This window comes from Pseudarthrobacter sp. 01T43 (assembly GCF_056398665.1).
The window spans coordinates 22,326-44,496 of the sequence record NZ_JBFTPV010000010.1 but is presented as its reverse complement, the minus strand read 5'-3'; the positions used below and the strand labels follow the sequence as shown (position 1 = coordinate 44,496).

Annotated in this window: 21 protein-coding genes; 6 read left to right on the top strand and 15 right to left on the bottom strand. The window is 67.4% G+C overall.

Translation table 11 applies throughout. The annotated features are described in order from the left end of the window. Positions 1 to 77 precede the first annotated feature (77 nt). Complete coding sequence (locus AC1DIM_RS11260; protein WP_477710566.1) at positions 78 to 1,073, top strand: aldo/keto reductase; 996 nt, start codon at positions 78 to 80, stop codon at positions 1,071 to 1,073. 25 nt (positions 1,074 to 1,098) lie between these two features. Next, positions 1,099 to 1,749 carry an MBL fold metallo-hydrolase gene (locus AC1DIM_RS11255; RefSeq protein WP_477710565.1) on the top strand — a complete coding sequence of 217 codons (651 nt, stop codon included), beginning with the start codon at positions 1,099 to 1,101 and terminating at the stop codon, positions 1,747 to 1,749. A gap of 91 nt (positions 1,750 to 1,840) precedes the next feature. On the opposite strand, the gene AC1DIM_RS11250 is transcribed toward AC1DIM_RS11255, so the two are convergent. Further along, positions 1,841 to 3,778, bottom strand: coding sequence for a DEAD/DEAH box helicase (locus AC1DIM_RS11250; protein ID WP_477710564.1), 1,938 nt, complete (start codon positions 3,776 to 3,778; stop codon positions 1,841 to 1,843). A 422-nt stretch (positions 3,779 to 4,200) separates the two neighbouring features. Here AC1DIM_RS11250 and AC1DIM_RS11245 point away from each other — a divergent pair, with 422 nt between their 5' ends. Beyond that, entirely contained in the window at positions 4,201 to 4,923 is a 723-nt protein-coding gene (locus AC1DIM_RS11245) for a class I SAM-dependent methyltransferase (protein ID WP_477710563.1), read from the top strand. Here the strand turns inward: AC1DIM_RS11245 and AC1DIM_RS11240 are convergent, their stop codons facing one another. From AC1DIM_RS11240 to AC1DIM_RS11195, 10 genes are all read right to left on the bottom strand, one after another. Beyond that, entirely contained in the window at positions 4,924 to 6,324 is a 1,401-nt protein-coding gene (locus AC1DIM_RS11240) for an MFS transporter (protein WP_477710562.1), read from the bottom strand. Positions 6,325 to 6,389: 65 nt separating this feature from the next. Then, positions 6,390 to 7,295, bottom strand: coding sequence for an alpha/beta hydrolase (locus AC1DIM_RS11235; protein ID WP_477710561.1), 906 nt, complete (start codon positions 7,293 to 7,295; stop codon positions 6,390 to 6,392). Further along, positions 7,292 to 7,960, bottom strand: a complete 669-nt coding sequence (locus AC1DIM_RS11230) for a TetR/AcrR family transcriptional regulator (RefSeq protein WP_477710560.1) — start codon at positions 7,958 to 7,960, stop codon at positions 7,292 to 7,294. Before AC1DIM_RS11230 ends, AC1DIM_RS11235 begins: the two co-directional genes overlap by 4 nt. Beyond that, a complete protein-coding gene (locus AC1DIM_RS11225) occupies positions 7,957 to 9,597 on the bottom strand; it encodes a class I adenylate-forming enzyme family protein (protein ID WP_477710559.1) in 1,641 nt (546 codons plus the stop codon). Before AC1DIM_RS11225 ends, AC1DIM_RS11230 begins: the two co-directional genes overlap by 4 nt. Next, positions 9,594 to 10,664, bottom strand: a complete 1,071-nt coding sequence (locus AC1DIM_RS11220; RefSeq protein ID WP_477710638.1) for a branched-chain amino acid ABC transporter permease — start codon at positions 10,662 to 10,664, stop codon at positions 9,594 to 9,596. Before AC1DIM_RS11220 ends, AC1DIM_RS11225 begins: the two co-directional genes overlap by 4 nt. A 140-nt stretch (positions 10,665 to 10,804) precedes the next feature. Next, positions 10,805 to 11,680, bottom strand: a complete 876-nt coding sequence (locus AC1DIM_RS11215; RefSeq protein WP_477710558.1) for a branched-chain amino acid ABC transporter permease — start codon at positions 11,678 to 11,680, stop codon at positions 10,805 to 10,807. Beyond that, the gene (locus tag AC1DIM_RS11210) at positions 11,677 to 12,498 is read right to left on the bottom strand and encodes an ABC transporter ATP-binding protein (protein WP_477710557.1); all 822 of its coding nucleotides are present in this window, start codon (positions 12,496 to 12,498) and stop codon (positions 11,677 to 11,679) included. Before AC1DIM_RS11210 ends, AC1DIM_RS11215 begins: the two co-directional genes overlap by 4 nt. Further along, on the bottom strand, positions 12,495 to 13,259 hold the full coding sequence (locus AC1DIM_RS11205) for an ABC transporter ATP-binding protein (RefSeq protein ID WP_477710556.1): 765 nt from the start codon (positions 13,257 to 13,259) through the stop codon (positions 12,495 to 12,497). Before AC1DIM_RS11205 ends, AC1DIM_RS11210 begins: the two co-directional genes overlap by 4 nt. A gap of 11 nt (positions 13,260 to 13,270) precedes the next feature. Further along, the gene (locus AC1DIM_RS11200) at positions 13,271 to 14,467 is read right to left on the bottom strand and encodes a substrate-binding domain-containing protein (protein ID WP_477710555.1); all 1,197 of its coding nucleotides are present in this window, start codon (positions 14,465 to 14,467) and stop codon (positions 13,271 to 13,273) included. A gap of 200 nt (positions 14,468 to 14,667) precedes the next feature. Beyond that, the gene (locus AC1DIM_RS11195) at positions 14,668 to 15,966 is read right to left on the bottom strand and encodes a CynX/NimT family MFS transporter (protein WP_477710554.1); all 1,299 of its coding nucleotides are present in this window, start codon (positions 15,964 to 15,966) and stop codon (positions 14,668 to 14,670) included. 80 nt (positions 15,967 to 16,046) lie between these two features. On the opposite strand from AC1DIM_RS11195, the gene trmB reads away from it, so the two are divergent. Continuing rightward, positions 16,047 to 16,970, top strand: a complete 924-nt coding sequence (trmB, locus tag AC1DIM_RS11190) for a tRNA (guanosine(46)-N7)-methyltransferase TrmB (RefSeq protein ID WP_477710553.1) — start codon at positions 16,047 to 16,049, stop codon at positions 16,968 to 16,970. Positions 16,971 to 17,041: 71 nt separating this feature from the next. Here trmB and AC1DIM_RS11185 read toward each other — a convergent pair whose 3' ends face one another. Together AC1DIM_RS11185 and AC1DIM_RS11180 are read right to left on the bottom strand one after the other, a co-directional pair. After that, positions 17,042 to 17,485: a hypothetical protein gene (locus tag AC1DIM_RS11185; RefSeq protein ID WP_477710552.1), complete on the bottom strand. Its 444-nt coding sequence runs from the start codon at positions 17,483 to 17,485 to the stop codon at positions 17,042 to 17,044. Positions 17,486 to 17,528: 43 nt separating this feature from the next. Further along, on the bottom strand, positions 17,529 to 19,112 hold the full coding sequence (locus AC1DIM_RS11180) for a hypothetical protein (RefSeq protein ID WP_477710551.1): 1,584 nt from the start codon (positions 19,110 to 19,112) through the stop codon (positions 17,529 to 17,531). 139 nt (positions 19,113 to 19,251) lie between these two features. On the opposite strand from AC1DIM_RS11180, the gene AC1DIM_RS11175 reads away from it, so the two are divergent. Continuing rightward, on the top strand, positions 19,252 to 20,142 hold the full coding sequence (locus AC1DIM_RS11175) for a DUF1206 domain-containing protein (RefSeq protein WP_477710550.1): 891 nt from the start codon (positions 19,252 to 19,254) through the stop codon (positions 20,140 to 20,142). 1 nt (position 20,143) lies between these two features. Here AC1DIM_RS11175 and AC1DIM_RS11170 read toward each other — a convergent pair whose 3' ends face one another. Continuing rightward, entirely contained in the window at positions 20,144 to 20,809 is a 666-nt protein-coding gene (locus AC1DIM_RS11170; protein WP_477710549.1) for an anti-sigma factor, read from the bottom strand. Next, positions 20,806 to 21,306, bottom strand: coding sequence for a sigma-70 family RNA polymerase sigma factor (locus AC1DIM_RS11165; RefSeq protein ID WP_477710548.1), 501 nt, complete (start codon positions 21,304 to 21,306; stop codon positions 20,806 to 20,808). The genes AC1DIM_RS11170 and AC1DIM_RS11165 overlap by 4 nt, the downstream gene beginning before the upstream one ends. A gap of 243 nt (positions 21,307 to 21,549) precedes the next feature. Between AC1DIM_RS11165 and AC1DIM_RS11160 the strand changes: the two genes are divergently transcribed. Further along, positions 21,550 to 22,083: a COG4315 family predicted lipoprotein gene (locus AC1DIM_RS11160; RefSeq protein ID WP_477710547.1), complete on the top strand. Its 534-nt coding sequence runs from the start codon at positions 21,550 to 21,552 to the stop codon at positions 22,081 to 22,083. Positions 22,084 to 22,171: the final 88 nt, after the last annotated feature.

Here is a 22,171-nt window from a genome sequence, read left to right as displayed (position 1 = left end):
AAGACTGCTGTGGAATACTGCAGCCGGTGAAGGGGTTCTTGGCTGCGAGACGAGCACACATGGAATGGAGAGAGATCATGACTGCACCATCGGTTCACCTCGGCGACGGCCTCAACGTCAGCCCCCTCGGCTTCGGCGGAATGGCCCTCACCCCGGTGTACGGCGACGTGGACCCGGGCGAGGCCCTCAAAACCCTGCACCATGCCGTGGACGCCGGCGTCAGCTTCATTGACACCGCGGACATCTACGGGGGTGGCAGCAACGAGGAACTCATCGCGCAGTTGCTCAAGGACCGCCGGCGCGAAGTCCAGCTCGCCACCAAGTTCGGGCTTGTGGGCACGCCCACGGACGGCTACACGGACATCCGGGGCGATGCCGCCTATGTCCGGCAGGCCGTCGACGCCAGCCTGAAGCGGCTCGGCACGGACGTGATCGACCTTTACTACATGCACCGCCGTGACCTCCGCGTTCCGATTGTGGAAACCGTGGAGGCCCTGGCGGGGCTGGTGCAGCAGGGCAAGGTCAAACACCTTGGCCTGTCTGAGGTGACCGCGCAGGAGCTGGCTGAAGCACACGCGGTACATCCGATCGCCGCGGTCCAAAGCGAATGGTCCATCTGGAGCCGCGACGTGGAACGCAACGTTGTTCCGGCCGCGGCCAGCCTGGGCGTGGGCTTTGTGCCGTATTCGCCGCTGGGCCGGGGATTCCTCACCGGCACCGTGGACGGGTCGAGCCTGGGGGCCAGCGACTTCCGACGCCGGATCCCCCGTTTCGCCGAGGAGGCCGCCGACGCCAACCAGGCAGTAGTGGCGGCAGTCCAGGCCGTGGCCACGGAACTGTCCGCAACCCCGGCCCAGGTGGCGCTCGCCTGGTTGCTGGCGCAGGGAAAGCGGCTGGGCCTGCCCGTGGTCCCCATCCCCGGCACACGCAAGGCGCAACGGATCGATGAAAACCTGGGCGCCTTGTCCCTGGTCCTGACCCCGGCGCAACTGAACGCGCTGGACGAGGCCGCGGACGCCGTCGTCGGCTCCCGTTCGGCTGACCCGAAATGGGTGTCCGAAGGCCGCGAATAAATGGGCCGTGAATAAACTGGGGCCCATGGACACCCTCATTCACGACTTACAGGAAATCACCATCCGCCGGATTGCGGTCAGCGAGATGGACAACAACGTGTATCTGCTGACCGCCAAGGAGTCTGGCGCGCAGCTGCTGATCGATGCCGCGGATGATCTCCCCGCCATCCAAGGACTGCTGCAGGACGCGGCCGCGGATACCGCGGCAACGCCCAAACTTGCGCTGATCGCCACCACGCACCAGCACTGGGACCACGTCCGGGCGCTGAAGGAATTGGTGGCAGCAACGGGTGCCCCGACCCTAGCCGGAACGGACGACGCCGATGCGCTGCCAGTATCCGTGGACCGGACCCTGGATCACGGGGACACCTGTGCCGTGGACGGCTTCGAGCTCACCGCAGTGCACCTGCGCGGGCACACACCGGGGTCCATCGCGTTTGTGTATCGGGACCCGGCCGGGCCCACCCACATCTTCTCCGGGGACTCACTCTTTCCCGGGGGTGTGGGCAACACCCAGAAGGATCCTGCACGCTTCAGCCAGCTGATTAATGACGTCAGTGAGCGGCTGTTCGATGCCTACCCGGATGACACCGTGGTGCACCCGGGCCACGGCAACCCCACCACCCTCGGCGCGGAACGCCCGCACCTCGAAGAGTGGCGCGCCCGCGGCTGGTAGGTGCGGTTAACAACCAATCGAGTGCTCCGCAACTGCCGTTATGAACCTTCTAAACGGCGGTTACGGAGCACTCGATGGTGGTTAATAGCCCTTAGCGGCTGCGGCGTTCGTTGGAAGCCGGAGCCGACGCGCGGCGGGGGCCGCTGCGTGCCGGACGGCCTTCACCGGAACGGCCGCCGCCGTTGCCCGCGTAGGATCCACCCGACGTACCGCCGGTGTTGGAGGACCAAACGGCCTTGTTGCCGCTGGCCGCGCCTGCACCTGCAGAGCGCTGTCCGCCACCGGTCCGGGCACCCGCACCTGCGCCTGCAGTGCGTGCGCCGGCTGCGCGCTGGCCGGTTGCCGGGCGGCCGTTACGCTGTCCGCCGGACGACGCCGGACGACCGGAGGAAGCCGGGCGTCCGGTTCCGCCGCGGGGAGCATCGCTGCGGGTGATTCGGGAATCTGTGCGTCCATCAGCGCTGCGTCCGTCCGAACCGCGGCCAGCCGCTGCACGGCCACCTGCTGCGGGGACGTCGTTGCGATGCGTTGAACCAGCGGCGCCACGGGCGTTGCGGCGTGCAGCTGCGGCCGCAATGGCGCGATCCTCATTCTGCTCAGCTACACGGTCGAATGCTGCCCGCGCCTCGGTGCGGCCTTCGTAAGCCACGGCGCGGCGCTCTGCACGGGGCAGGTCGGTGCGGGGAGCCTCAGCCGAGACGCGTCCGCGGCCGCCACGTCCACCACGGCCACCGGCGGTGGGGCCGTCCTGGCTGCGGCGGGCGCGCTTGCGCTCGGCGTTGGCGCCGGTGGAGGTGCCGCCACCCTGCTGCTTGGCCTTGGTGGCCAGCAGTGCCGCACGGGTGCGGGGATCGATTTTGTCGGCCATTTCGCCCACCAGCTGGGCAACCAGCGGTGAGTTGGCGGTGACCCGCTCGAAGTTGACCTCGACGCCGGCGGCCTTCATCAGCTTCTTGACGTCGGACTGCTGCTCCGGGAGGGTCAGCGTCACAACGGTGCCGTCCGACCCTGCGCGGGCGGTGCGGCCTGAGCGGTGCAGGTATGCCTTGTGCTCTGTGGGCGGATCCACGTGGATCACCAGTTCGACGTCGTCCACGTGGACGCCGCGGGCTGCGACGTCGGTGGCCACCAGGACGCGGACGTCACCGGAGGAGAACTCGGCCAGGTTGCGGTCACGGGCATTCTGCGAGAGGTTGCCGTGCAGGTCGACGGCGGGGATCCCGGCGTCGGTCAGGGTCTTGGCAAGCTTGCGTGCGTGGTGCTTGGTCCGCATGAAAAGTACGCGGCGGCCGGCACCCGAGGCGAGCTCGACGATCAGCTGCTTCTTGACGGTCTGGTCGTTGACCACCAGCACGTGGTGTTCCATGGTGGTCACCGCGGCCTGCGGATCGTCCACGGAGTGGGTCAGCGGGTTGGACAGGTAGCGCTGGACGATCTTGTCCACGCCGTTGTCCAGGGTCGCGGAGAAGAGCAGGCGCTGGCCCTGGCTGGGCGTCATGTCCATCAGCTTCTTGACCACGGGCAGGAAGCCGAGGTCGGCCATGTGGTCGGCCTCGTCCAGGACGGTGACCTCAACGGCTTCGAGGGTCAGGATGCGCTGGCGGATCAGGTCTTCCAGGCGGCCCGGGCAGGCAATGACAATGTCGACGCCGGCGCGCAGGGCCTTTTCCTGGCGGGCCTGGGAGATGCCGCCGTAGACCACGGTGGTGTTCAGGCCCATGGCCTTGGCCATCGGCTCGATGGTGGCGTTGAGCTGGGTGGCCAGCTCGCGGGTCGGTGCGAGGACCAGGCCCATGGGGCGGCCGGGCTTGCGGAAGTGCTTGGCTTCCCGCTCAGCGAGTCGTGCTACAAGCGGGATGGCGAAAGCGATGGTCTTGCCGGAGCCGGTGCGGCCGCGGCCCAGGACGTCGCGTCCGGCCAGGGTGTCCGGGAGGGTCTTCACCTGGATGGGGAACGGCTCAAGAATTCCTTGTGCGGTGAGGGTATCGGCAAGTTCTTTGGGCGTGCCGAGGGCAGCAAAAGTAGTCATAGATTCAAGGTCTTTCAGGCGGTATCCGTGCGGATATCGGCCCCCGATGCCGGTTGGCTCAAGGGTTTCGCCGAAGAAAAGTCAGGTGATCAACCGGGCTGCTGCCCAATTCAGGGCGGCGGCTGGGACCAAATGGAACGCGTTCATCGACGCAGGATGTGCCTCTCACATGAAAAAACCCGCTTCCCAAGAAGTTTGGGACTCCACAAATCCGGGAGCAAGCGGGCATCACTGCACATCAAGTTCCCTAAGCATACCATCCCGCCGCGTCGAGCCCTGCTTTGTCACCACCCGCCCCGATGTAGGTAGCAGCAGATGTCGGTTTGAGGCCTCATAAGAGCATCTGCTGCTACTCAGTTGGGCTGTGAGGTCGCAGGACCGGGACCGTTGCCTTCGAAGGCGTGCCGGGGCAGGCTTGAGGCATGACGCAACAAGGCGAGGGCCACCACCATGGAATGCACGACGGCGACCCTCGCGAAGGGGATCAGCGGCAGCAGACTGCCGCTGAGGCCTGGGACGAAAGATACGGCAGCAAGCCGCAGATCTGGAGCGGCAAACCCAACCGCCAGCTGGTCCGCGAAGGTGCCGGCCTGCGTCCGGGCAAAGCACTGGACCTGGGTTGTGGCGAAGGCGCCGACGCCATCTGGCTCGCGCAGCAGGGCTGGACCGTCACCGCTGTCGATGTTTCCGCCGTCGCACTCGAACGCGCAGCCAGGCACGAAAAAGATGCCCTGGACCGCGAAAGCGTGCACGCGGGTCCTGGCGCCATCGCCAGCCGCATCCACTGGGAACAGTGCGACCTGGACGAGTGGCAGCCTACGGAGACTTACGATCTGGTGTCGTCCCACTTCCTGCATGGCCCCCAGCTGGTATGGCAGGGCCCGCTGCGGACGGCGGCTGCCGCCGTCAAGCCGGGTGGAACGCTGCTGGTTGTCGGCCACCACCCCCACCGCCTGCCACCGTGGGGAAACCACACAGCACCGGAAATGTTCTACACCCCGGCCCAGCTCGTGCAGGAACTGGGCATCGAGTCCCCCGGCTGGCAGGTGGAAGTCAGCACCACGCGGGAACGGGTCGCGAATGGCCCGGACGGGCAGGAAGCTGTCATCGCCGATACGGTGCTCCGGGCCACCCGGCTTTCTTGATTATTGAGGCGGCCGCGCCTTCCCTGCTCCCCCAACCCGCGGCGCGACGGCAACCGCGGCGACGGCCACCACCGCTGCCAGGGCGAAGACCCCCGCAAACGATTCCGCCGTCGTCGTAAATGCCGCAAAAACGATGCCCGTGGTGGCGAGCGCGAGTGCGCCGCCCAGCGAATCCGCGATGGACATCGCCGAACTGTTGAAGCCCTCGTTCTCCTTCGTGGACAGCGCCAGCGTCATCACACTCAGCCTGGGGTAGAGCAGCCCCATGCCGCCGCCGGCGAAGGTCCAGCCGGCAATCGCGACGCCTGCAGGCCAGTGGAGGGATGCCGTCGCCAGCGTGAGCACGATGGCCGCCAGCACCAGGGCCGAACCGATGCGGACTGCATTGCGGTCCTGCAGCCGCGGGCCGAGGCGCCCCTGGATCGCGGCGGCACCGGCCCACGCCACGGCACCCGCAGTAAGGGCCAGGCCGGCGAAGGTCGGTGCAAACCCGTACTGGTCGATCAGCAGGTACGGCAGGTACACCTCCGCCCCGAAAAACGCCGCGGCGGCGAGGCCACGCGTGAGGATGACGCTCGGCAGGCCGCGGCGCGCAAGCAGTGTTCCGCGCGGCACGAGCGGGTGCACGGCAACGAGGGCAATCACGACCGCGGCCGCAGCCAGGAGTGCCGGGGCTGCGGGGACGCCCGCGATGGTGACGTCCGCGGAGAGGTTCAGGCCCAGTACGGCGAGCGCGGCGAGCGCAGCCCAGGCGATCCGGCCCACCGCCCACGGCGGGAGCGTTGCCTGCTCCGCCGGGCGGTTCATGCCGCGGAGCACCGGAACAATCATCACCAGCGCCGGCACCACCAGTCCCACCACGCCGAGGAACACCCAGTGCCAGCTCAGGACCTCCGCCACGATGCCTGCCGCGAACGGGCCCACCAGCGACGGGATGACCCACGCGGCGGAGAAGGCGGCGAAGATCCCCGGGTGCAGGGCCGCAGGGTAGACGCGGGCCACCACCACGTACAGCGCCACTGTCAGCGCCCCGCCGCCAAGTCCCTGCACCAGGCGGCCCGCGACGAGCACGGGCATGGACACGGCCGTGCCGGCGATGATCAGGCCGAGCACGAACAGGGCCACGGAGGCGTAGAGCGGCAGGGTTGGTCCCCGGCGGTCGGACCAGTTGCCGGCCGTCACCATCCCGATCACTCCGGTGGCCATGGGCCCGGCGAAAGCCAGCGCATACAGGCCGGCCCCGTTCAGCTCCCGGCTGACGACGGGCATGATGGTGGTCACGGCGAGGGATTCGAACGCCGTCAGGAACACCAGGGAACACGCGCCAATGGTCACCCACAGGTACGGCCGCTGCAGGATCCCGGCGGTGGTCCCTGTTGAGGGGAGGGTGGAGTCTCGCACGGCACCAGCCTGATCAGTAGTTGGACGCCACGGTATCAGGCAGGTGCAGGATCAGGCAGCAGCCACTACCGGACAGCCAGGGCCTCCTGCACGCTCTCGGCGACTGCCCGGGCGCCGGCCTGGCCCATCACGATTGTGTAATGGTTGACGCCGGGCACCTCGCGGACGCGGAGGGACGGCAGTTTCTCCGCCCACTCGTCAAGATAGCCAGGCGAGTACAGTGCTGCCGGCTCGTTGAGCAGGCCGCGCGGCGCCCGGAGCACCTGGGTGTCGACCGCAAGCTCGTCCAGTGCTTTGAGCAGCGACGCGCCCCGGTGCAGTTCGGCGGTGTCCTCAGCCATGGCCTGGTAGCGGGTGGCCGGCTTCAGTTCCGGCTCCTCCCCCGTCAGGTCGTAGTCCACGTACTCCTCCACAAGCGGGGTCCAGTCCGCGCTGAAGGCCGGGTGCTGCCGCCAGAAGGACCGGTAGACGTCGCGGCTTGGGAACGTGGAGTTCAGGCGTTCCGCGGCCGGGCCCAGCACCGCAGCCACCACGTCCTCGTCCGAAATGCCTGCCGGCACCTGCAAAGGAAGCCCGCCGTCCACCAGCACCAAGGAACGCACCCGCTCGGGGAACAGGTTCGCCAGGACCAGCGCGGCAAAGGCCCCCATGGAATGCCCGACGACGGCCACCGGCCCGGTGGTGAGTGCGGCCAGCACGGCGGCAAGATCGTTGGCGTGCGTGGGCATCCCGTAGGGCCCCGGCAGGGTGTTGCTGCGGCCGCGGCCCCGCAGGTCCGGCGCGATGATCCGGACGCCGGGAAGCGCCTCAGCCAGGTACGGCCATGCCTTGTGGGACGCGGTCACGCCGTGGACGGCGAGGATCGTGGGCGCCCCGGGATCCTCCGGACCCCAGAGGGCGGTGTGCAGGGTGCCGCCGCGGACCTCGACGTCGGTGGTCCGGTAGCCGGTGCTGCTGGCTGCTCGCGTCATGGGGCTTTCCCTTCCTGGGGCGGGGTGGTGGTGGTTTGGGTTGCCCCGGGTGTTGGCGCGAGTGCCCGCTCGATGAACTGCATCATCTCCTCGAACACTTCTTCCGGCACGTCGGGCCGCGCTCCCGCGACGGGGTCGGCGCCTTCCTCGTCCCAGAGCACCCAGCGCATGCCGATGAGTTCGCCGATGCCCATCAGGGCCCAGGCCGCCACGGTGGGATCCATCTCCCGGACCTCGCCGCTGAGCTGGGCGGCCTTCAGCCCGGTGATGTAGCCCTCCACGATCCGGGTGTAGTGCAGCCGAAGGGCGCCGGGGGAAACAAACTCGGCCTGGCGGATGATCCTGTAGAGCGCCGGATGTTCTGCGGTGAACCGGAAGAACGCCCGGAAGCCTGCCCGTTCGGCCTCGAGCCGGGTGCCGGCGCTGCGGGCGGCCTCGGTCATGGCGTGCCTGACCCGCCGGTTGAGGTCCTCCACCACTTCGTCAAAAATGGCCTGCTTGCCGTCAAAGTACAGGTAGAAGGTTCCGAGTCCGACGCCGGCCGCTTCAGTTATTTTGACGATGGAGGCTTCGTGGTAGCCCACCGAAGCAAACACCGTTTCGGCTGCTTCGAGCAGCTTGGCCCGGGTGCGGGTGCCGCGGGCGGTGCGTGGTTGGGCGCTCATGGGCGGCCGCCTTCCGCGTGGGTCATCGGGACGTGGGTCGGCTGGACGGGCTCCCTGCCGGCGATTTCCTGCCGCAGCCGGGCGCGGAGCACCTTGTTCAATGCCGTGCGGGGCAGCGCCCCGACCATCGAGATGGTGGTGGGGACCTTGAAGGCGGACAGTTGGGCGCCGCAGTGTTCCAGCAGTTCCTGCTCGTCGGTCGCCATTCCGGCGCGCACCACAACAAACGCCATGCCGCTCTCGCCCCAGCGCTGGTCAGGCACACCCACGACGGCGGCCTGCGCCACTGCCGGGTGGTTCAGCAGCACCGCCTCGACCTCGGCCGGTGCGACGTTTTCGCCGCCGGAGATGTAGATGTCCTTGAGCCGGTCCACCACCCGGATGTATCCGTCGGCGTCGCGTTCCACCAGGTCACCGGTGTGCAGCCAGCCGCCGGCGAGCACGGCCGCGGTAGCGGCGGGGTCGCGGAAATACCCCGCGAACATCCCGGGGCCGCCGACCAGGAGCTCACCGGTGGCGGCGCCGTCGTAAATTTCACCGGTGACCGGATCGGCAACCGCAACCGCGACGTGCGGGTACGCCTTGCCGGAGTAGCCCACCATGCGTTCGGCGTCCTCGTTGGCCAGGCACAGCACGTTGGGCGAGGCCTCCGTGAGCCCGTAACCCTGGCTGAGTGCCACTCCCCGCCGGTGCCAGATCCGCAGCAGCGGCGCCGGCATGGGCGCGCCGCCCACCACAGCATGGCGCAGGCTGCTGAGGTCGCTCTGCGCGAAGTCCGGGTGCTCGGCCAGCATCAGGTACTGGGTGGGGACGCCCATCAGCATGGTGACCCGGCGCTCTGCGATCAGTTGCAGGACCCGGCCAGGTTCAAAACCCCGTTCCAGGACCACCGTGGCGCCGGCCCACCAGGCCAGCAGCGGCTGGATGTTCCACCCGCCCACGTGGAACTGGGGCAGCACTGCCAGCACAACGTCGGTGCTGGCCATATCCAGGGTCCGGGAAAGCGAGAGATTGGTCCAGAAACAGTTCGCGTGGGTCAGGACAGCGGCCTTGCTGGCGCCTTCGGTACCCGAGGTGAAAATCATCAGGAGGGGGTCATCGTCCCACACTGCCCTCCCCCCGCCCGGCGCCGCGGGCAGCACCCGCGAGAGGTCGGCGTGCGAGGAGACTGCGCGTGAGGGTGCGGGCACGGACTTTTCGACGCCGCCGGGGCCGGGCGCAGCGGTCCGCGGCGGCTGGGGCACCAGGGAGCACGCCGCGGCGGCCAGGGCGTCGAGGTCATCTTCGACCAGCAGCAGCTGCGGATCGGCAAGCCCCAGCTGAGCGGAGAGTTCGCGGGGCGAGAGCCGCCATGAGAGCGGCACCAGAACCAGCCCGGCCTTGGCACAGGCGAAGAACACCACCACGTGGTCCGAGCTGTTGCCCGTCAGGGTGGCGATCCTGTCGCCGGTGACATAGCCGGCAGCCTGCAGCGCTGCGGCGAGGTTGGCGGCCCGCCGTTCCAGCTCGGCGTAGCTCAGGGTGAGGCCGCGGTCGTCGATGGCAATCCGGTGCGGGGTGGCGAGGCTGCGGTCGGTGGTCCAGCGGCCCAGCGTGTGCAGCCCGTCCTGCTGGCCCGGCCCGGCTGTGCTCATCATGCTGCTTCCTCCAGGATCTCGCGGGACTCCTGCATTTTGCTGCCGCCGCCCCGGCTGCGGCGCTGGGCCAGCCGCTGGGCGGCACCCGTCAGGCCGCCGGGCAGGAACAGCACCACCAGGATGAACAGGGTGCCCAGGATGAAAAGTGGTTCTGACAACGGTACGCGCAGGATGTCCGGCAGCGCGTTGATGGCGTCAGAATTCGCCAGCGCCGTGAGCCGCTGGTCCAGGATTGTGTAGAAGACCCCGCCGATCACCGCGCCCCAGCGGGAGCCCACACCGCCCAGCACCACCATGACCAGCAGGGTGATGGTGAGGTCGGCGGACACGGCGCGCGGCACGGCGCCGCTCTGCAGCAGCAGAAACACCATGCCGATGAGGCAGACCAGGACGGCGGAGACCACAAAGATCAGCAGCTTGACCAGATAGGGCTGCAGGCCGAGCACCCGGACTCGGAGCTCGTTCTCGCGGACGGCCGCAGCGACGTGGCCGGCACGTGAGGACTGAACCCAGGTGACGATGATGAACACGGCCACCAGCACGGCCAGCGCCAGCCAGTACAGGTTGCGGGTGTTGACCACGCCTACCAGGAAGTCGGGCAGGTTGTCGGTGCGCAGCGTGAGGCCTTCGTCGCCGCCGGTGGCACCTTCCGGGTTGCGGCCCACCACTACGGAACCGGCCTGGGCGAAGGCCAGGGTGACCATGGCGAAGGGGATACCGCTGACCCGCAGGCTGATGCTGCCCACCACGTGAGCCAGCACAATGACTACCAGGAGAGTCAGGCCCATGGCCGGTAGCAGCGGGATGTCCAGGTTCTGCAGGATGATCGCCAGCCCGTAGACCCCGGCACCGAAGTAAAGGGCATGCCCGAAGGAGAGCAGTCCGGCGACGCCGAGCAGCAGGTGGTACGTCAGGGCGGCGGCGGCCATCAGCATGCACATGGCCAGCAGCTGAAGTGAGCCGGGGGTGTAGGTGGGGCCCGGCAACACGCCGGGCACGGACAGGTTGAGCAGCGGCAGCAGGACCAGAAACACAATCCCCACGATGCCGGCTGCGGCGCCAACCATCCTGCCGCGGGTCAGCCGCAGGCGTGAGCGGCCGCCGTCGTCCGCTAAACCACGGTTCGCTTTACGACGGCGACACAACCCCGCGGGATCTGGAGACTTGCCCTGCGTTTCCTGGGTTTCTGTGGCGTCGGTTTCAGTGGTCATGAGGTTCTCCCGAGCAGGCCGGAGGGGCGGAACAGCAGCACAAGCGCCAGGGCCAGCACCACAACGAAGTCGCCGGTGCCGCCGAGGTAGAAGTTGGCGAACTGCTGCAGGACCGCGACGGCGACGGCGGCGATGGCCGCGCCCGTCAGGGAACCGAGTCCGCCGATGACGGTGACGATGAAGGCAAAGATGAGCAGTGAGCCGCCCAGCAGCGGGGAGACGTAGCCGAAGTAGTGCGAGGCCAGGACCCCGCCCAGGCCCGCCGCGGCGCCGCCGATGGTGAACACGAGGGTGAAGGCTTTGCGGACATCGATGCCGAGGGCGGTCACCATGGAGCGGTTCTCGCCGCCGGCCCGGATGATCATGCCGTACCGCGTGTTCTTCAGGAAGAAGACCAGGGCGAGCAGCACCAGCACGGCGGCGATGATGCAGATGAACCGGTCATTGGGGATGCGGGCGCCCAGGATTTCGGTGGTGTCCTTGAACCAGGCCGGGCCCTGGATGAACACGGGATCGGTGCCCCAGATGCCGTCGAAGAGGGCAACTGCTGCCAGCGACAGGCCCACCGTGATCAGGACCTGCTCGATATGCCGCTGATACAGCCGGCGGATCAGGACGAACTCGGTGAACGCGGCAAACACGGCTCCGGCGACGGCTCCGACCAGCAGGGACAGAAGGAACGTCCACCAGTTGTCGGCGCCGGTCCGCCGGGCTATTTCCCAGCCGGCAAAGGCGCCGAGCGTCAGGAACGCGCCGTGTGCAAAGTTCAGCACGCCCATCAGCCCGTAGATCAGGGACAGGCCGGCGGCCACCAGGAAGTAGAGGGCCCCGAGGCCCAGACCGGTGAACAGCAGGAGGACGACGGTACTCACAGGGCCGCGCCTTTCTCGTGGGATGCCGTTGCATGGGGAGCCGTCCCGTGAGCGGCAGCCTCATGGGGTGCCGTCTCGGTCGAGACGCCCAGCAGCCGTTGTGTCAGCCCGTCGTCGTCCAGGAATTCCAGGGCGTTGCCTGTGTGGACCACCTTTCCACCGGAGAGGACCACGGCGCCTTCCGCTAGCTGGCGGACCACCTGCAGGTTCTGCTCCACCAAAAGAATGGGAACGGTTTTGGCCGCTTCGGCGAGTGTTTCGGCGACTTCGGCCACGATCTTCGGCGCGAGGCCCTTGGTGGGTTCGTCGACGAGGAGGATCTTGTTGGTGTTCAGCAGCGCGCGGGCCAGCGATACCATCTGCTGCTGGCCGCCGGAGAGGGTGCCGGCCATCTGGCCGGAGCGGGCCAGCAGGTCGGGGAAGAGTTCCTCGACGAGCTGCCGCCGGGGCGCGGCGTCGCGTTCGGCCATGCGGAGGTTTTCGGCGACCGTGAGTTTGGCAAACACTTCGCGGTCCTCCGGGACGTAGCCCACGCCGCTGCGGATGATCTTGTAGGTTGGCTCTTTCTCGACCCGGACGCCGTCGAGTTCCACCAGGCCGCTGCGGTCGATCAGGCCGATGATGGCCTTGATGGTGCTGGTCTTTCCGACGCCGTTGCGGCCCAGCAGGGCCGTGATACCGGTCGCCGGCACAGTAAAGGACACGTCCTCCACCACCTGCTGGCCGGCGCTGTGGGCGTTGAGCCCTTCAATTCTGAGAATGGGCTTGCTGGGGACAGGGTCTCTGGGGCTGGGGCGCGGGGCCGTTCCGGGGGTCATACGGGTTCTCCAAGGTAGGCGCTCTGCACGGTGGGATCGGCCATCACGGCGTCGGGGCTGTCCAGGGCGAGCAGGCTGCCGTGGTGCATCACAGCCACCCGGTCCACCAGGCCCAGGACCACGTCCATGTGGTGCTCCACCATCATCACGGTGCACCCGCGGTCGCGGTGCATGCCGCGGATAATCGCGCTGAGGGACGGAACGTCCCCGGACGCGACGCCCGCCATCGGCTCATCAAGGAGGACGACGGCGGGATCGGTCGCCAGGAGCACGGCGATCTCCACTTTGCGTTTCTCGCCGTGCGAAAGGTCCCCCGCCGCCGTCGTGAGCTGGCCGGTAAGCCCTACTTCACTGATGGTGCCGCGGGCAATCCGGGTGGCTTCGTCCGAGGCGGACGGGAAGCGCAGGAGGTTGAAGCTGCCGCCGATCTTCGCCTGCGCGGCGAGGCGTACGTTCTCCAGAACGCTGAGCCTCGGAAAGAGATTGGACGTCTGGAAGGTCCGCCCCAGCCCTGCCTTCGCCCTGCGGTGGATGGGCGCAGCCGTGATCTCCCTGCCGTTCAGGCTGACGCTGCCTTCGGTAGGCCGCATCACCCCGGAAACCAGGTTGAACAGGGTGGTTTTGCCGGCCCCGTTGGGGCCGATGACGCCGATCATTTCGCCGGCGCCGACGGCGAAGCTCACATCCTGGAGGATGCGGGCGCCGCCGATCTGCAGACCGAGGCCGTCCACCGCGAGGGCAGGCAGGGCTGGGGTATTCATTCGCCGGCCCTTTACTTCTTCTCGGGCGGTGCCACCTGGTCGCCCGCGACCACCTTGACGAGCTCGGGCGCCCAGGCGCCGCCCTTCTGCACGAGCTTGACCTGGTACATGTCCTGGACCAGCGCGTGGTCCGAGGCCCGGACAGTCTCCTTGCCCTTGGGGCCGTCGAAGCTGAAGCCCTCCAGTGCCTTGACCATCGCGTCGGCGTCGGAGCCGCCTTCCTTGATGGCCTGGACGATCATCTGGCCGGCCACGAAGCCGTCCGGAGTGAACAGGTCGGCTTTCTGGCCGGCCTTTTCGACGGCGGCGATCATCTTTTTCTCCACCTCGGTACCGGAGGCGCCCGGGAAGTAGTGGTTCAGGAAGCTGATCTTGCCGGTGGCTTCGCCGTAGGCGCCGAAGGTGGACGCGTCGCCGAGGCCGGTGACCACGGGGGCGGCGTCGAAGGCGCCCTGCTGGCTGAGCGTCTGCCACATGGTGCCGGAGGTTGCGCCTGCCCAGGCCACGAAGACGATGTCCGGCTTGGCGTCAACGAGCTGGCGCGCGAACGGGGTCAGCTCCTGCCCGTCCGGGACGAGGACCGATTCCACCGTGGCGCCCTTGGCGCCGAGGACGGCCTTGACGGCGGCAACGTTGCCCTGGCCGAACGCGTTGTCCTGCGCGAAGACCACTACCTTCTTGCCCTTGGTGTCGATGAAGGAGCCGGCGGTGGCAACGTCCTGCAGGCTCTGGCGGCCGGACCGGAAGGTGTACTTGTTGATGCCCTGGATGGCGTCAGTGGCAGCGGGGCCGGAGATGTAGAGAACCTTGTTCTGGGCTGCCTGCTCGGCCAGCTTAAGCGCGATGCCGGAGACCACGGTGCCGCCGATGATCTTGTAGCCCTTGCCGATCAGGTCCTTGGATGCCGTTACTGCCTTGTCCGGATCGCCGCCGTCGTCAGCGTAAGTCAGGTTGATCTTGGCGCCGTTGACCTCGCCGGTCCCGCCCGTGGCGTGATCGATGCCGGCCTGGAGGCCCTCGTAATACGTGGCACCGTAGGCGGCGAGCGGACCGGTCTTGGAGTAGATGATGCCAACGTCCACCGGCTCGGCGGACTTCGTGCTGCCGGACTCTGCCGGCGCGGCGGCTCCGGGGGTGGGCGCGCAGGCGCTGAGGGCAAGCCCCGTGGCCATCACGGCGGCGAGCAGGAACCTCTTTGTATCCTTCACGGGATGCCTTTCCTATTAAAACCGGGGATCTGAGAGTGGGTGCGATGAAAACCATGAGTGAACCTGAAAGGTGATTCACGTTACGGCAAATCTAGGGTGCGGCTCAGTCACTGTCAATGGATTTTCCGGCCGGATGTGCAACGTTCCGGCAACGGTGAGGCAGGAACCGTCGGCGGGAAACGGCTCAGGGACAGGAACGGCTAGGCGTCGATGTACCTGTTCCGGCCGGCGCGGAAGCCGAACACCGCGGCCAATGAACCCACCACCAGGAACAGCAGCCCTGCGGCCGTGAAGGAGCCGGTGGACTGGTGCAACTGGCCTACCAGGAGGGTGCCGGTGGAACCCAGCCCGTAGCCCACGCCCTGCATCATGCCGGACAGGTGCGCGGCGGTGTGCCCGTCGCGGGTCCGCAGCATGATCATGGTCAGGGCCACCGCCGTGAGGCTTCCCTGCCCGAGGCCCAGCAGCCCGGCCCACACCCAGATGAGCTCCATCGGCCCGAAAATGCTCAGCGCGAAGCCGCCTCCGGTCATGAGTGCCACCACCACGTTGATGGCGCGCTGGTCTTTGAACCGTGCCGCCAGGGCAGGGGCGAACAGGGAGCCCAGCATCTGCAGCACGATCGACGCGGACACCATGAGCCCGGCAGTTCCGCCGTCAACCCCGCGTTCACGAAGGATCGGCGCCAGCCAGGCGAACACGCTGAAGGACATCATGGCCTGCAGCACCATAAAAATGGTCACCTGCCAGGCCACCGCGGAGCGCCACACGTTGACGCCGTCGGACACGGCCTGGTGCCGGACGGGGTGCTGGCGGAGCGCCACCGGAAGGAACAGCAAAAGGACGACGGCGGCAGGCACCGCCCAGAACCACAGTCCTGCCGTCCACTCCCCCGTCGCCGTGAAGACCGGGTAGGTAAAGCCGGCGCCGAGAGCGGCAGAGGCGCAGATCGCCGTGGTGTACAGCCCGCCCATGAGGCCCAGCCGGTGCGGGAAATCGCGTTTCACCAGCCCCGGCAGGAGTACGTTGCACAGGGCGATGGCGGCCCCGCAGGCGGCCGTTCCCACCAGCAGCGTGGGGAGGTGGCCGGCGCCCGGCAGCAGTCCGCCAATGTCCGCGGGCCGGAGCAGCAACCCGGCCGTGAGTACTGCCATGGCGCCCAGCAGCACCCGTTCGGCTCCAAATCTGCGGGCCAGGAGGGGGGCCAGCGGCGCGAACACGCCCAGGAGGGTGACAGGCGCGGTGGTAAGCACCACTACCGCCCAGCCCGGCAGGCCGGCGTCGGACGTGATCTCCGGAAGCACCGCCGCGAAACTGGAGAAAACCGTACGGAGGTTCAGGCCTATGAGCACCAGGCAGAGGCCAAGGTAGGCCAGGGCACGGCGGCTGCGGCGCCCGTCCGGGAGCGCGGTGGGGGACGCCGGGGGGACATCGTCGATTTCGGCGTCGACGAGCAGTCCGGGTACGTCAACGTTGTCAGCACGGGTCACGGCACCCATTGTGTCATTGCCCGTTAATGCGCCCGGCAAGCGGAGGAGCCCCGGAGAGGCGGCCAGATGCCGCGGGTATTCTTGAAGGGATGAGCGAATCCCCAGAAACTCCCCAGCCTCCGCATGTCCCGCGGCCGGTGACGCCCGGAACCCAGGCGTCTTTCGGCACGTACGGCGGCAGGCCCGTCAGCTTCGTGCGCCGCGGAACCCGCCTTCAGGGCCGGCGCCAGGCGGCGTGGGTAGAGCACGCCGACCGCTGGGCCGTGGACGTGCCGCGGCACATTGCGAACACGTCGGTCCACCCGGACTACACGTTCGACGCCGAGGCTGAGTTCGGCCGCAAGGCACCGCTGGTGGTGGAGATCGGGTCCGGGCTGGGAGACGCCATCTGCCACGCCGCCGAGCAGAACCCTGGCACCGATTTCCTGGCGGTGGAGGTTTACACGCCGGGCCTGGCCAACACCATCATCAAGATCAACAGCCGCGGGCTAAGCAACGTCCGGGTGGTGGAAGCCAACGCGCCCGAGGTGCTGGCCACCATGCTGCCGGCAGGTTCGGTCAGCGAACTCTGGGTGTTTTTTCCCGACCCCTGGCACAAGTCACGGCACCACAAACGGCGCCTCATCCAGCCGGAATTCGCCGAGCTCGCCGCGCGCGCGCTCGCCACGGGCGGACTGTGGCGGATTGCCACTGACTGGTCCAACTACGCCGTCCACGTCCGTGATGTCCTGGCGGACTCCCCGGACTTCGAAAACCTCCACACCGGTGAACGCCACGGCCCGGAGAGTCCGCTCACCCAGGTTTGGCAATCCGGCGTCGAATCCCTGGTGGGCGGCGCGCCCGTCCGCGAGGGCAGGGCGCCAGTCAGCACGGAGCAGACCGGCCCCAACGAGGGCGTGGATGAAACCGGAGGCTGGGCACCGCGCTTCGAGGGCCGGATCCGGACCAGCTTCGAAGCCAAAGCCCATGAGGCCGGACGGCTGATCTTCGACCTTTGCTACCGCCGGCGCTGACCTTCCACATGTAGGTAGCAGCTGGTGTCGTTTTCAGCGCTCAAAACGACACCTGCTGCTACTTAGTTGGGTCAGGCCACGCTGATGGACGACACGATCTCCTTCAGCATGCCCACCCGTGGTTCAATCTCCGGGTTCACGGAAGGCCAAATCACCACCACACCGATAAACCGGTTGTTCTCCCAGACGCCGACGGTGGCCGCCACCCTCGCCGCACCTTCAGGGTCCGAGTAGCCCACCAGGACGGCGTATGCCGACTTGCCCGGCAGGTTCAGCTCACCTTCGGTCAGCAGGGTACCGGCGCGTTCGCGGTAGAAATCTGACATGACATGGGCCCAGCCGTTGGCGCCGGGGGCATCCGTGACGGAGTTATCATCCTTGATCACGGTGACCAGGACGCCTCCCAGGAGGCCATACTGTTCGGTGTTGGGCCCGGCGGCGGAATCCTCGAGGATTTGCGTGTGCTCGGGAAAGTCTGCGGTAAAACCCAGGGGGGATTCGATGTGCACTGACATGGTTGCTCCTTAGCGGTAAGTCTTGGGATCAGGCACGGCCACGTCAGAGCCGCTCGAGCTTGGTGTCGTTCGCGACCTTAGAGTACGTGGACACGTTGGTGGTGGCCTTGTTCTCCGTCTTGAGCTCCACTTCGCCCGCCTTGAAGTCCACGCCGGCTTCATTGGACACTGTTACCACGTTGTTGACCTGGACGGTGGCCGAGCCTGCCTCGTACAGCTTGGCGGCATCCGCGGCTGCCGCATGGTTGTTGCCAAGCGCCACGTTGCGCATATAGCTGTCGATCACGGGCGCGTTGTCCGGTGTGTAGGCAACGTCGATCTTGACGGTGCTCTGCGTGCCGACCGTCACGTTGGACTCGAGCTTGGCGCCCTGGAGGTCCGGACCGGCGCTGGCGCCCTGCGCTACGGTGCCCTCCATGGACACCGCGATAGATTTGATGCTGCTGTCCTTGTCCAGGTTCACTTCCAGGCCGCCTTTCCCGGAGGCAGTGAACAGCTGGCCATCCAGGTCCAGCTTGCCCTGGGCGGACACTTCGCCGCTGGCCTTTGCGGTGCCGTCGGTCAGGTTCCGCTCGTAGGCAAGGTCCAGTTTCGCGGAGCCGGACGCCGGGCCGGCATCGCCCTTGGCTTCAACAGAGAACGTTCCCTTGACCTTGTCAACAGACCCGGCGCTGCCGTTGTCATTCGCGGCGTCCTCGATGGTGGCCGCGAGGTAGACCGGCGCATTGCTGGCGACCTCCTTGACCTCCCCGATACTGTCCGGCGGAAGGTCCCTGTACATCTGGTTCCGGGCGGCCATGGCCTCTTCAATACTGCCGAATTTGTACTCGCGTGATCCCTCTCCGTTGAGCGTGACGCCAGCAGTTCCGGTGTGGTCATTGACGCCCACCCCGATATTTCCGTAGACCTTGAGCGTGGCTGAACCATCAGCGTTCCCGGTCACCACGGTGCCCACTTCGGCACCTGCGTGGAACCAGGCTATCCGGCCGTCGATGGTGGCCTTGCCGCTCTCGGTATAAACAGCGGTGTCTGAAAGGGCAAGCTTCTGGAGATGGTGGGCAGCCTGCTCCTGGGCGGATTCAGGGATGCCGCCGTCCATCTTCATCAGCTCGGCGGCGAGGGGTCCGTGCTCGCCTTCGCCTTCGATCAGGTACTGCCGGTCCGCCTCGGACAGACCCGCCCACCATTTCGCCTGTTCCTCCGGGCTGCCCTTGAGCGCCTCGTTAAGGCCCTGTTCGAGCTCCTGGCGGTGYGCCTGCGCCTCGGCAGCTTTCTGCATCTGTTCTACAAGCCATGCCTGGGCTCGGCCACCCAAACCCGTGAGCTTGTCCAGGAAGTTGCCGCCGCCGCTCCCGCCGCCGGGGGAATCGGATGCCTTTTCCTGCTCGTTCGCGTGCTGTAGGAGCAGCTTGGAGTTCTGGCGCAGGCTGGACGCCACGCGCTCCAGCGTGGGGCGGTGGCTTCCGGTCCATTCCTGCCGGAACCGCTCGCCGTCGAGGCCTTTCCAAGGCGCGGACTGGATCTGGCCCTGCAGGGAGCTGGCCCGGCTGCTGAGCAGCGTCGCCGCTTTGTCAACGGCCTTCGCCAGCTCACGCAACTGGCTGACGTCCGCGCCGTAAAAAGTCATGGTTTCTCCCCCGAGAGTGATACGAGTGGGTTTATCGCTGAACATATGGTCGCACGGCGGCCAGGGCCCCGCGATGGGGATCACTGCCCATCGGCGCAGCGGGACGGCGGACTGTTGGAGGCAGTCTTTGCGTGGCACGATGGGGATTGTGAGGGAGACACACCATCGCGCCTCCCCGGCGCCGGCCAAAGGAACAGTCATAAAAAGAGAACTCAGGCAGGCCGCGGACGCGGCGGAGGATGTCACCAACTCACACGCTTTGGAACTGCTCGCACGGGCCGGGTTCGCAGCAAGCGGCGTGCTGCACTTTCTGGTCGGGGCCATCGCCATCCGCCTCGCCATGGGCGGCACGGGGAATGCAGACTTCAGCGGGGCTGTATCCGAACTCGCCAGCCAGCCCGCCGGCCCGTTCCTTCTATGGGCAAGCTTCGCCGCCTGCGCTGCATTGGCGGTGTGGCAGGCCAGCGACGCCATCTTCGATTACAACAGGCTTCCCACCAAGAAAAAAGTAAGTGAGAAAGCCAAGGCAGCGGCGCAGGCCCTGGTGTTCACCGGCTTCGCCCTGACGCTCACTGCCTTCGCCACGGGCACAGGCTCAGGGAACGACAACAGGCAAAAAGCGAGCGACCTCACCCTGACCGTAATGAAGGCCCCCGGCGGTGTCGCCCTGCTGGTCATCGTGGGGGCAGGCATCGCCATCACCGGGGCCGTCTATGGCATCCGTGGTCTCAGGAAGTCCTTCGAAAAACACCTGGTCATGCCCTCTTCCCCGGCCGCCCGGACAGCAGTCACCGTCCTGGGCGTCGCCGGTTACATTGCCAAGGGTGCCGTCCTGCTGCTGACCGGGCTGCTGATCGCGATCGCTGCCCTGCGTGCCCATCCGGACGAATCCACGGGCCTCGACGGCGGACTCAAAGCACTCCGTGACCAGCCGTTCGGTGTCTACCTTCTGGCCGCCGTGGGTGCCGGCCTGATCTGTTACGGCCTGTACATGGTGGTCCGGGCCCGGCTGGCGAAGATGTCCAGGTGAGCTAGGGAACGGTGATCACGGCGACCGTCTTCTCGTCGTCGTCCCGCAGCTCCACGGTGGCGATGCTGGCCAGCTGAACCGGGGTGGCACCGGTGACCTTGATCCGGCCGCTGGGCGTCGCCGTCCAGGCGCAGGCGCGGTCCTCCCCACCGGCGCGGTCCCGCACCCACAGGGAGTACGTTCCGGTCAGCGGCATGCTGCTGCCGTTCACCGCCAGTTCCGTGCCCCAATTCTTCCGGGCCAGGTCCACACTGAAGCGCAGGCCGCTGTCGGCCTGGACCGAGTAGCTGGCGTCAGGCTGCGGCGGCCGGTTCAGCAGCGGTCCTGCCGCCACACCCAACGCGAGGCACGCGGCGGCGACGGCGCCCACCAGCCCCACCCACCGCCGTCGTGATTTACGACGGCGGGTGGCCAGTTCAGCAAGGACCGCGAGGGGCACGGAGGTGGCCGGCTCTGCGGTGGCGGCGATGCGGGAATTTCCCGTCAGTGCCACCGCGTCCGGCACCGGAAGCGCGTCCAGCAGCGCAGGCATGCTTTCCAGTTCGGCGAGGTCCGCGCGGCAGCGGGCACAGTCCTGAAGATGTTCCTCGAAGCGCTCCGAATCGGCAGAATCCAGTCCGCCGAGCACGTAGGCGCCCAGCAAGTGGTGCAGGTCAGCGGCGTTCACCGTTCCACCCCCATCTCATCCAGGATGGTCCGCAGGGCCCGGACCGCGTAGTACGCCCGCGACTTCACGGTTCCGCTGGGAATGTTCAGTTGAACGGCGGCCTCGTTGACGGTGAAGCGCCGGTAGTGGAGCGCCACCAGGACGTTCCGGTGTTCGCTGCTGAGCCGGATCAGGGCCTCCTCCATGAGCACCCGGTTGAGCAGTTCATCCACCCGTTCAACGGCTTCGGCGGGATCGGCGACGTCGCGTTCAGTGACCTCGGCTGGCCTCCGCTGGGCTTTCCGGTAGTTGTCGATCATGATGTTGCGCGCCGTCCGGAAGAGGTAGCTGCGCAGGCTGCCGGTGATGTTCGGGGCATGCTGCCAGACGCGGAGCACCGTCTCCTGGACCACATCCTCGGCAAGCTGCGGATCCCGTGAGGCGCTGAGCACGAACCGGCGCAGGGCGGGTCCGTGTTCGCGGTAGATCGCGGCCACCACATCCTCGTCCAGCGGCATGCCTGCCTCCTCTTGTCACTGCCGCCTCAACGCGGCCGCTGATCCCCCGGTTCCGGCTGAGATCACCCTGGTTTCGGCTGATACGACGTCCGCCGCGCGCAAACGGTTCACTGCCCGCTGCCTTCGCCACGTGGCGGCCCGGAAACCGGGGGACAACCACTTGAACCATTCTTCACCTTGGGGCGTCGTACCGGTTAGCGTCCGGCGATCCGAAGCCGGGCCACCAGCCGAGGGAGCAATTCCGTGAAAAAGCATCTTGGCACCAGTCTTGCGGCCATGGCCCTCATGGCCGCGCTGGCAGGCTGCGGCGGCAGCCCAGGAACCACCACCACAACGGCGGCGCCCAGCGTGGCCGCCCCCAGTCCCGCGGCCTCGTCCGCGGGCCCGACCGCCACGGCTGCAGCTCCCGCTGTCGACCTCATGACGGCGTCCTCAAGCGCCGGCAAGATCGTGGTGGACGCAAAGGGCATGAGCCTCTACGTTTTCGCCAAGGACACGAAGGGTGCAGCCACCAGCGCCTGCACGGGAGGATGCATGGCGTCGTGGCCGGCAGCCCTCACCCCCGCTGCCACGCCGTCCGCCGAAGGGGTCACCGGAATGCTGGGTACCATCACAACGCCGGATGGGGCAAAGCAGCTGACCTTGAACGGACGGCCGCTGTACCACTACGCGAAGGACATGAAGCCTGGCGACGTCATGGGTCAGGGCGTTGGCGGCGCCTGGTACCTCTCGGACCCGGCCGGCGAGATGATCGAGCCGGCGGGCTCAGGCTACTAACGGCGAGTGATTGCAGGAGCGCTGGAGCGCTGGTAATGGGGGAGCGCCAAAGCCACATCAACTCGGGGGTGCTGCCACTGCAACTACC

What these genes read in the sequence shown, in the direction of transcription:
- AC1DIM_RS11260 (WP_477710566.1), top strand. Translation starts at nt 78, where the DNA reads ATGACTGCACCATCGGTTCACCTCGGCGACGGCCTCAACGTCAGCCCC.
- AC1DIM_RS11255 (WP_477710565.1), top strand. Translation starts at nt 1,099, where the DNA reads ATGGACACCCTCATTCACGACTTACAGGAAATCACCATCCGCCGGATT.
- AC1DIM_RS11250 (WP_477710564.1), bottom strand. Translation starts at nt 3,778, where the DNA reads ATGACTACTTTTGCTGCCCTCGGCACGCCCAAAGAACTTGCCGATACC.
- AC1DIM_RS11245 (WP_477710563.1), top strand. Translation starts at nt 4,201, where the DNA reads ATGACGCAACAAGGCGAGGGCCACCACCATGGAATGCACGACGGCGAC.
- AC1DIM_RS11235 (WP_477710561.1), bottom strand. Translation starts at nt 7,295, where the DNA reads ATGACGCGAGCAGCCAGCAGCACCGGCTACCGGACCACCGACGTCGAG.
- AC1DIM_RS11230 (WP_477710560.1), bottom strand. Translation starts at nt 7,960, where the DNA reads ATGAGCGCCCAACCACGCACCGCCCGCGGCACCCGCACCCGGGCCAAG.
- AC1DIM_RS11225 (WP_477710559.1), bottom strand. Translation starts at nt 9,597, where the DNA reads ATGATGAGCACAGCCGGGCCGGGCCAGCAGGACGGGCTGCACACGCTG.
- AC1DIM_RS11220 (WP_477710638.1), bottom strand. Translation starts at nt 10,664, where the DNA reads ATGGTTGGCGCCGCAGCCGGCATCGTGGGGATTGTGTTTCTGGTCCTG.
- AC1DIM_RS11210 (WP_477710557.1), bottom strand. Translation starts at nt 12,498, where the DNA reads ATGACCCCCGGAACGGCCCCGCGCCCCAGCCCCAGAGACCCTGTCCCC.
- AC1DIM_RS11205 (WP_477710556.1), bottom strand. Translation starts at nt 13,259, where the DNA reads ATGAATACCCCAGCCCTGCCTGCCCTCGCGGTGGACGGCCTCGGTCTG.
- AC1DIM_RS11195 (WP_477710554.1), bottom strand. Translation starts at nt 15,966, where the DNA reads ATGGGTGCCGTGACCCGTGCTGACAACGTTGACGTACCCGGACTGCTC.
- trmB (WP_477710553.1), top strand. Translation starts at nt 16,047, where the DNA reads ATGAGCGAATCCCCAGAAACTCCCCAGCCTCCGCATGTCCCGCGGCCG.
- AC1DIM_RS11185 (WP_477710552.1), bottom strand. Translation starts at nt 17,485, where the DNA reads ATGTCAGTGCACATCGAATCCCCCCTGGGTTTTACCGCAGACTTTCCC.
- AC1DIM_RS11175 (WP_477710550.1), top strand. Translation starts at nt 19,252, where the DNA reads ATGGGGATTGTGAGGGAGACACACCATCGCGCCTCCCCGGCGCCGGCC.
- AC1DIM_RS11165 (WP_477710548.1), bottom strand. Translation starts at nt 21,306, where the DNA reads ATGCCGCTGGACGAGGATGTGGTGGCCGCGATCTACCGCGAACACGGA.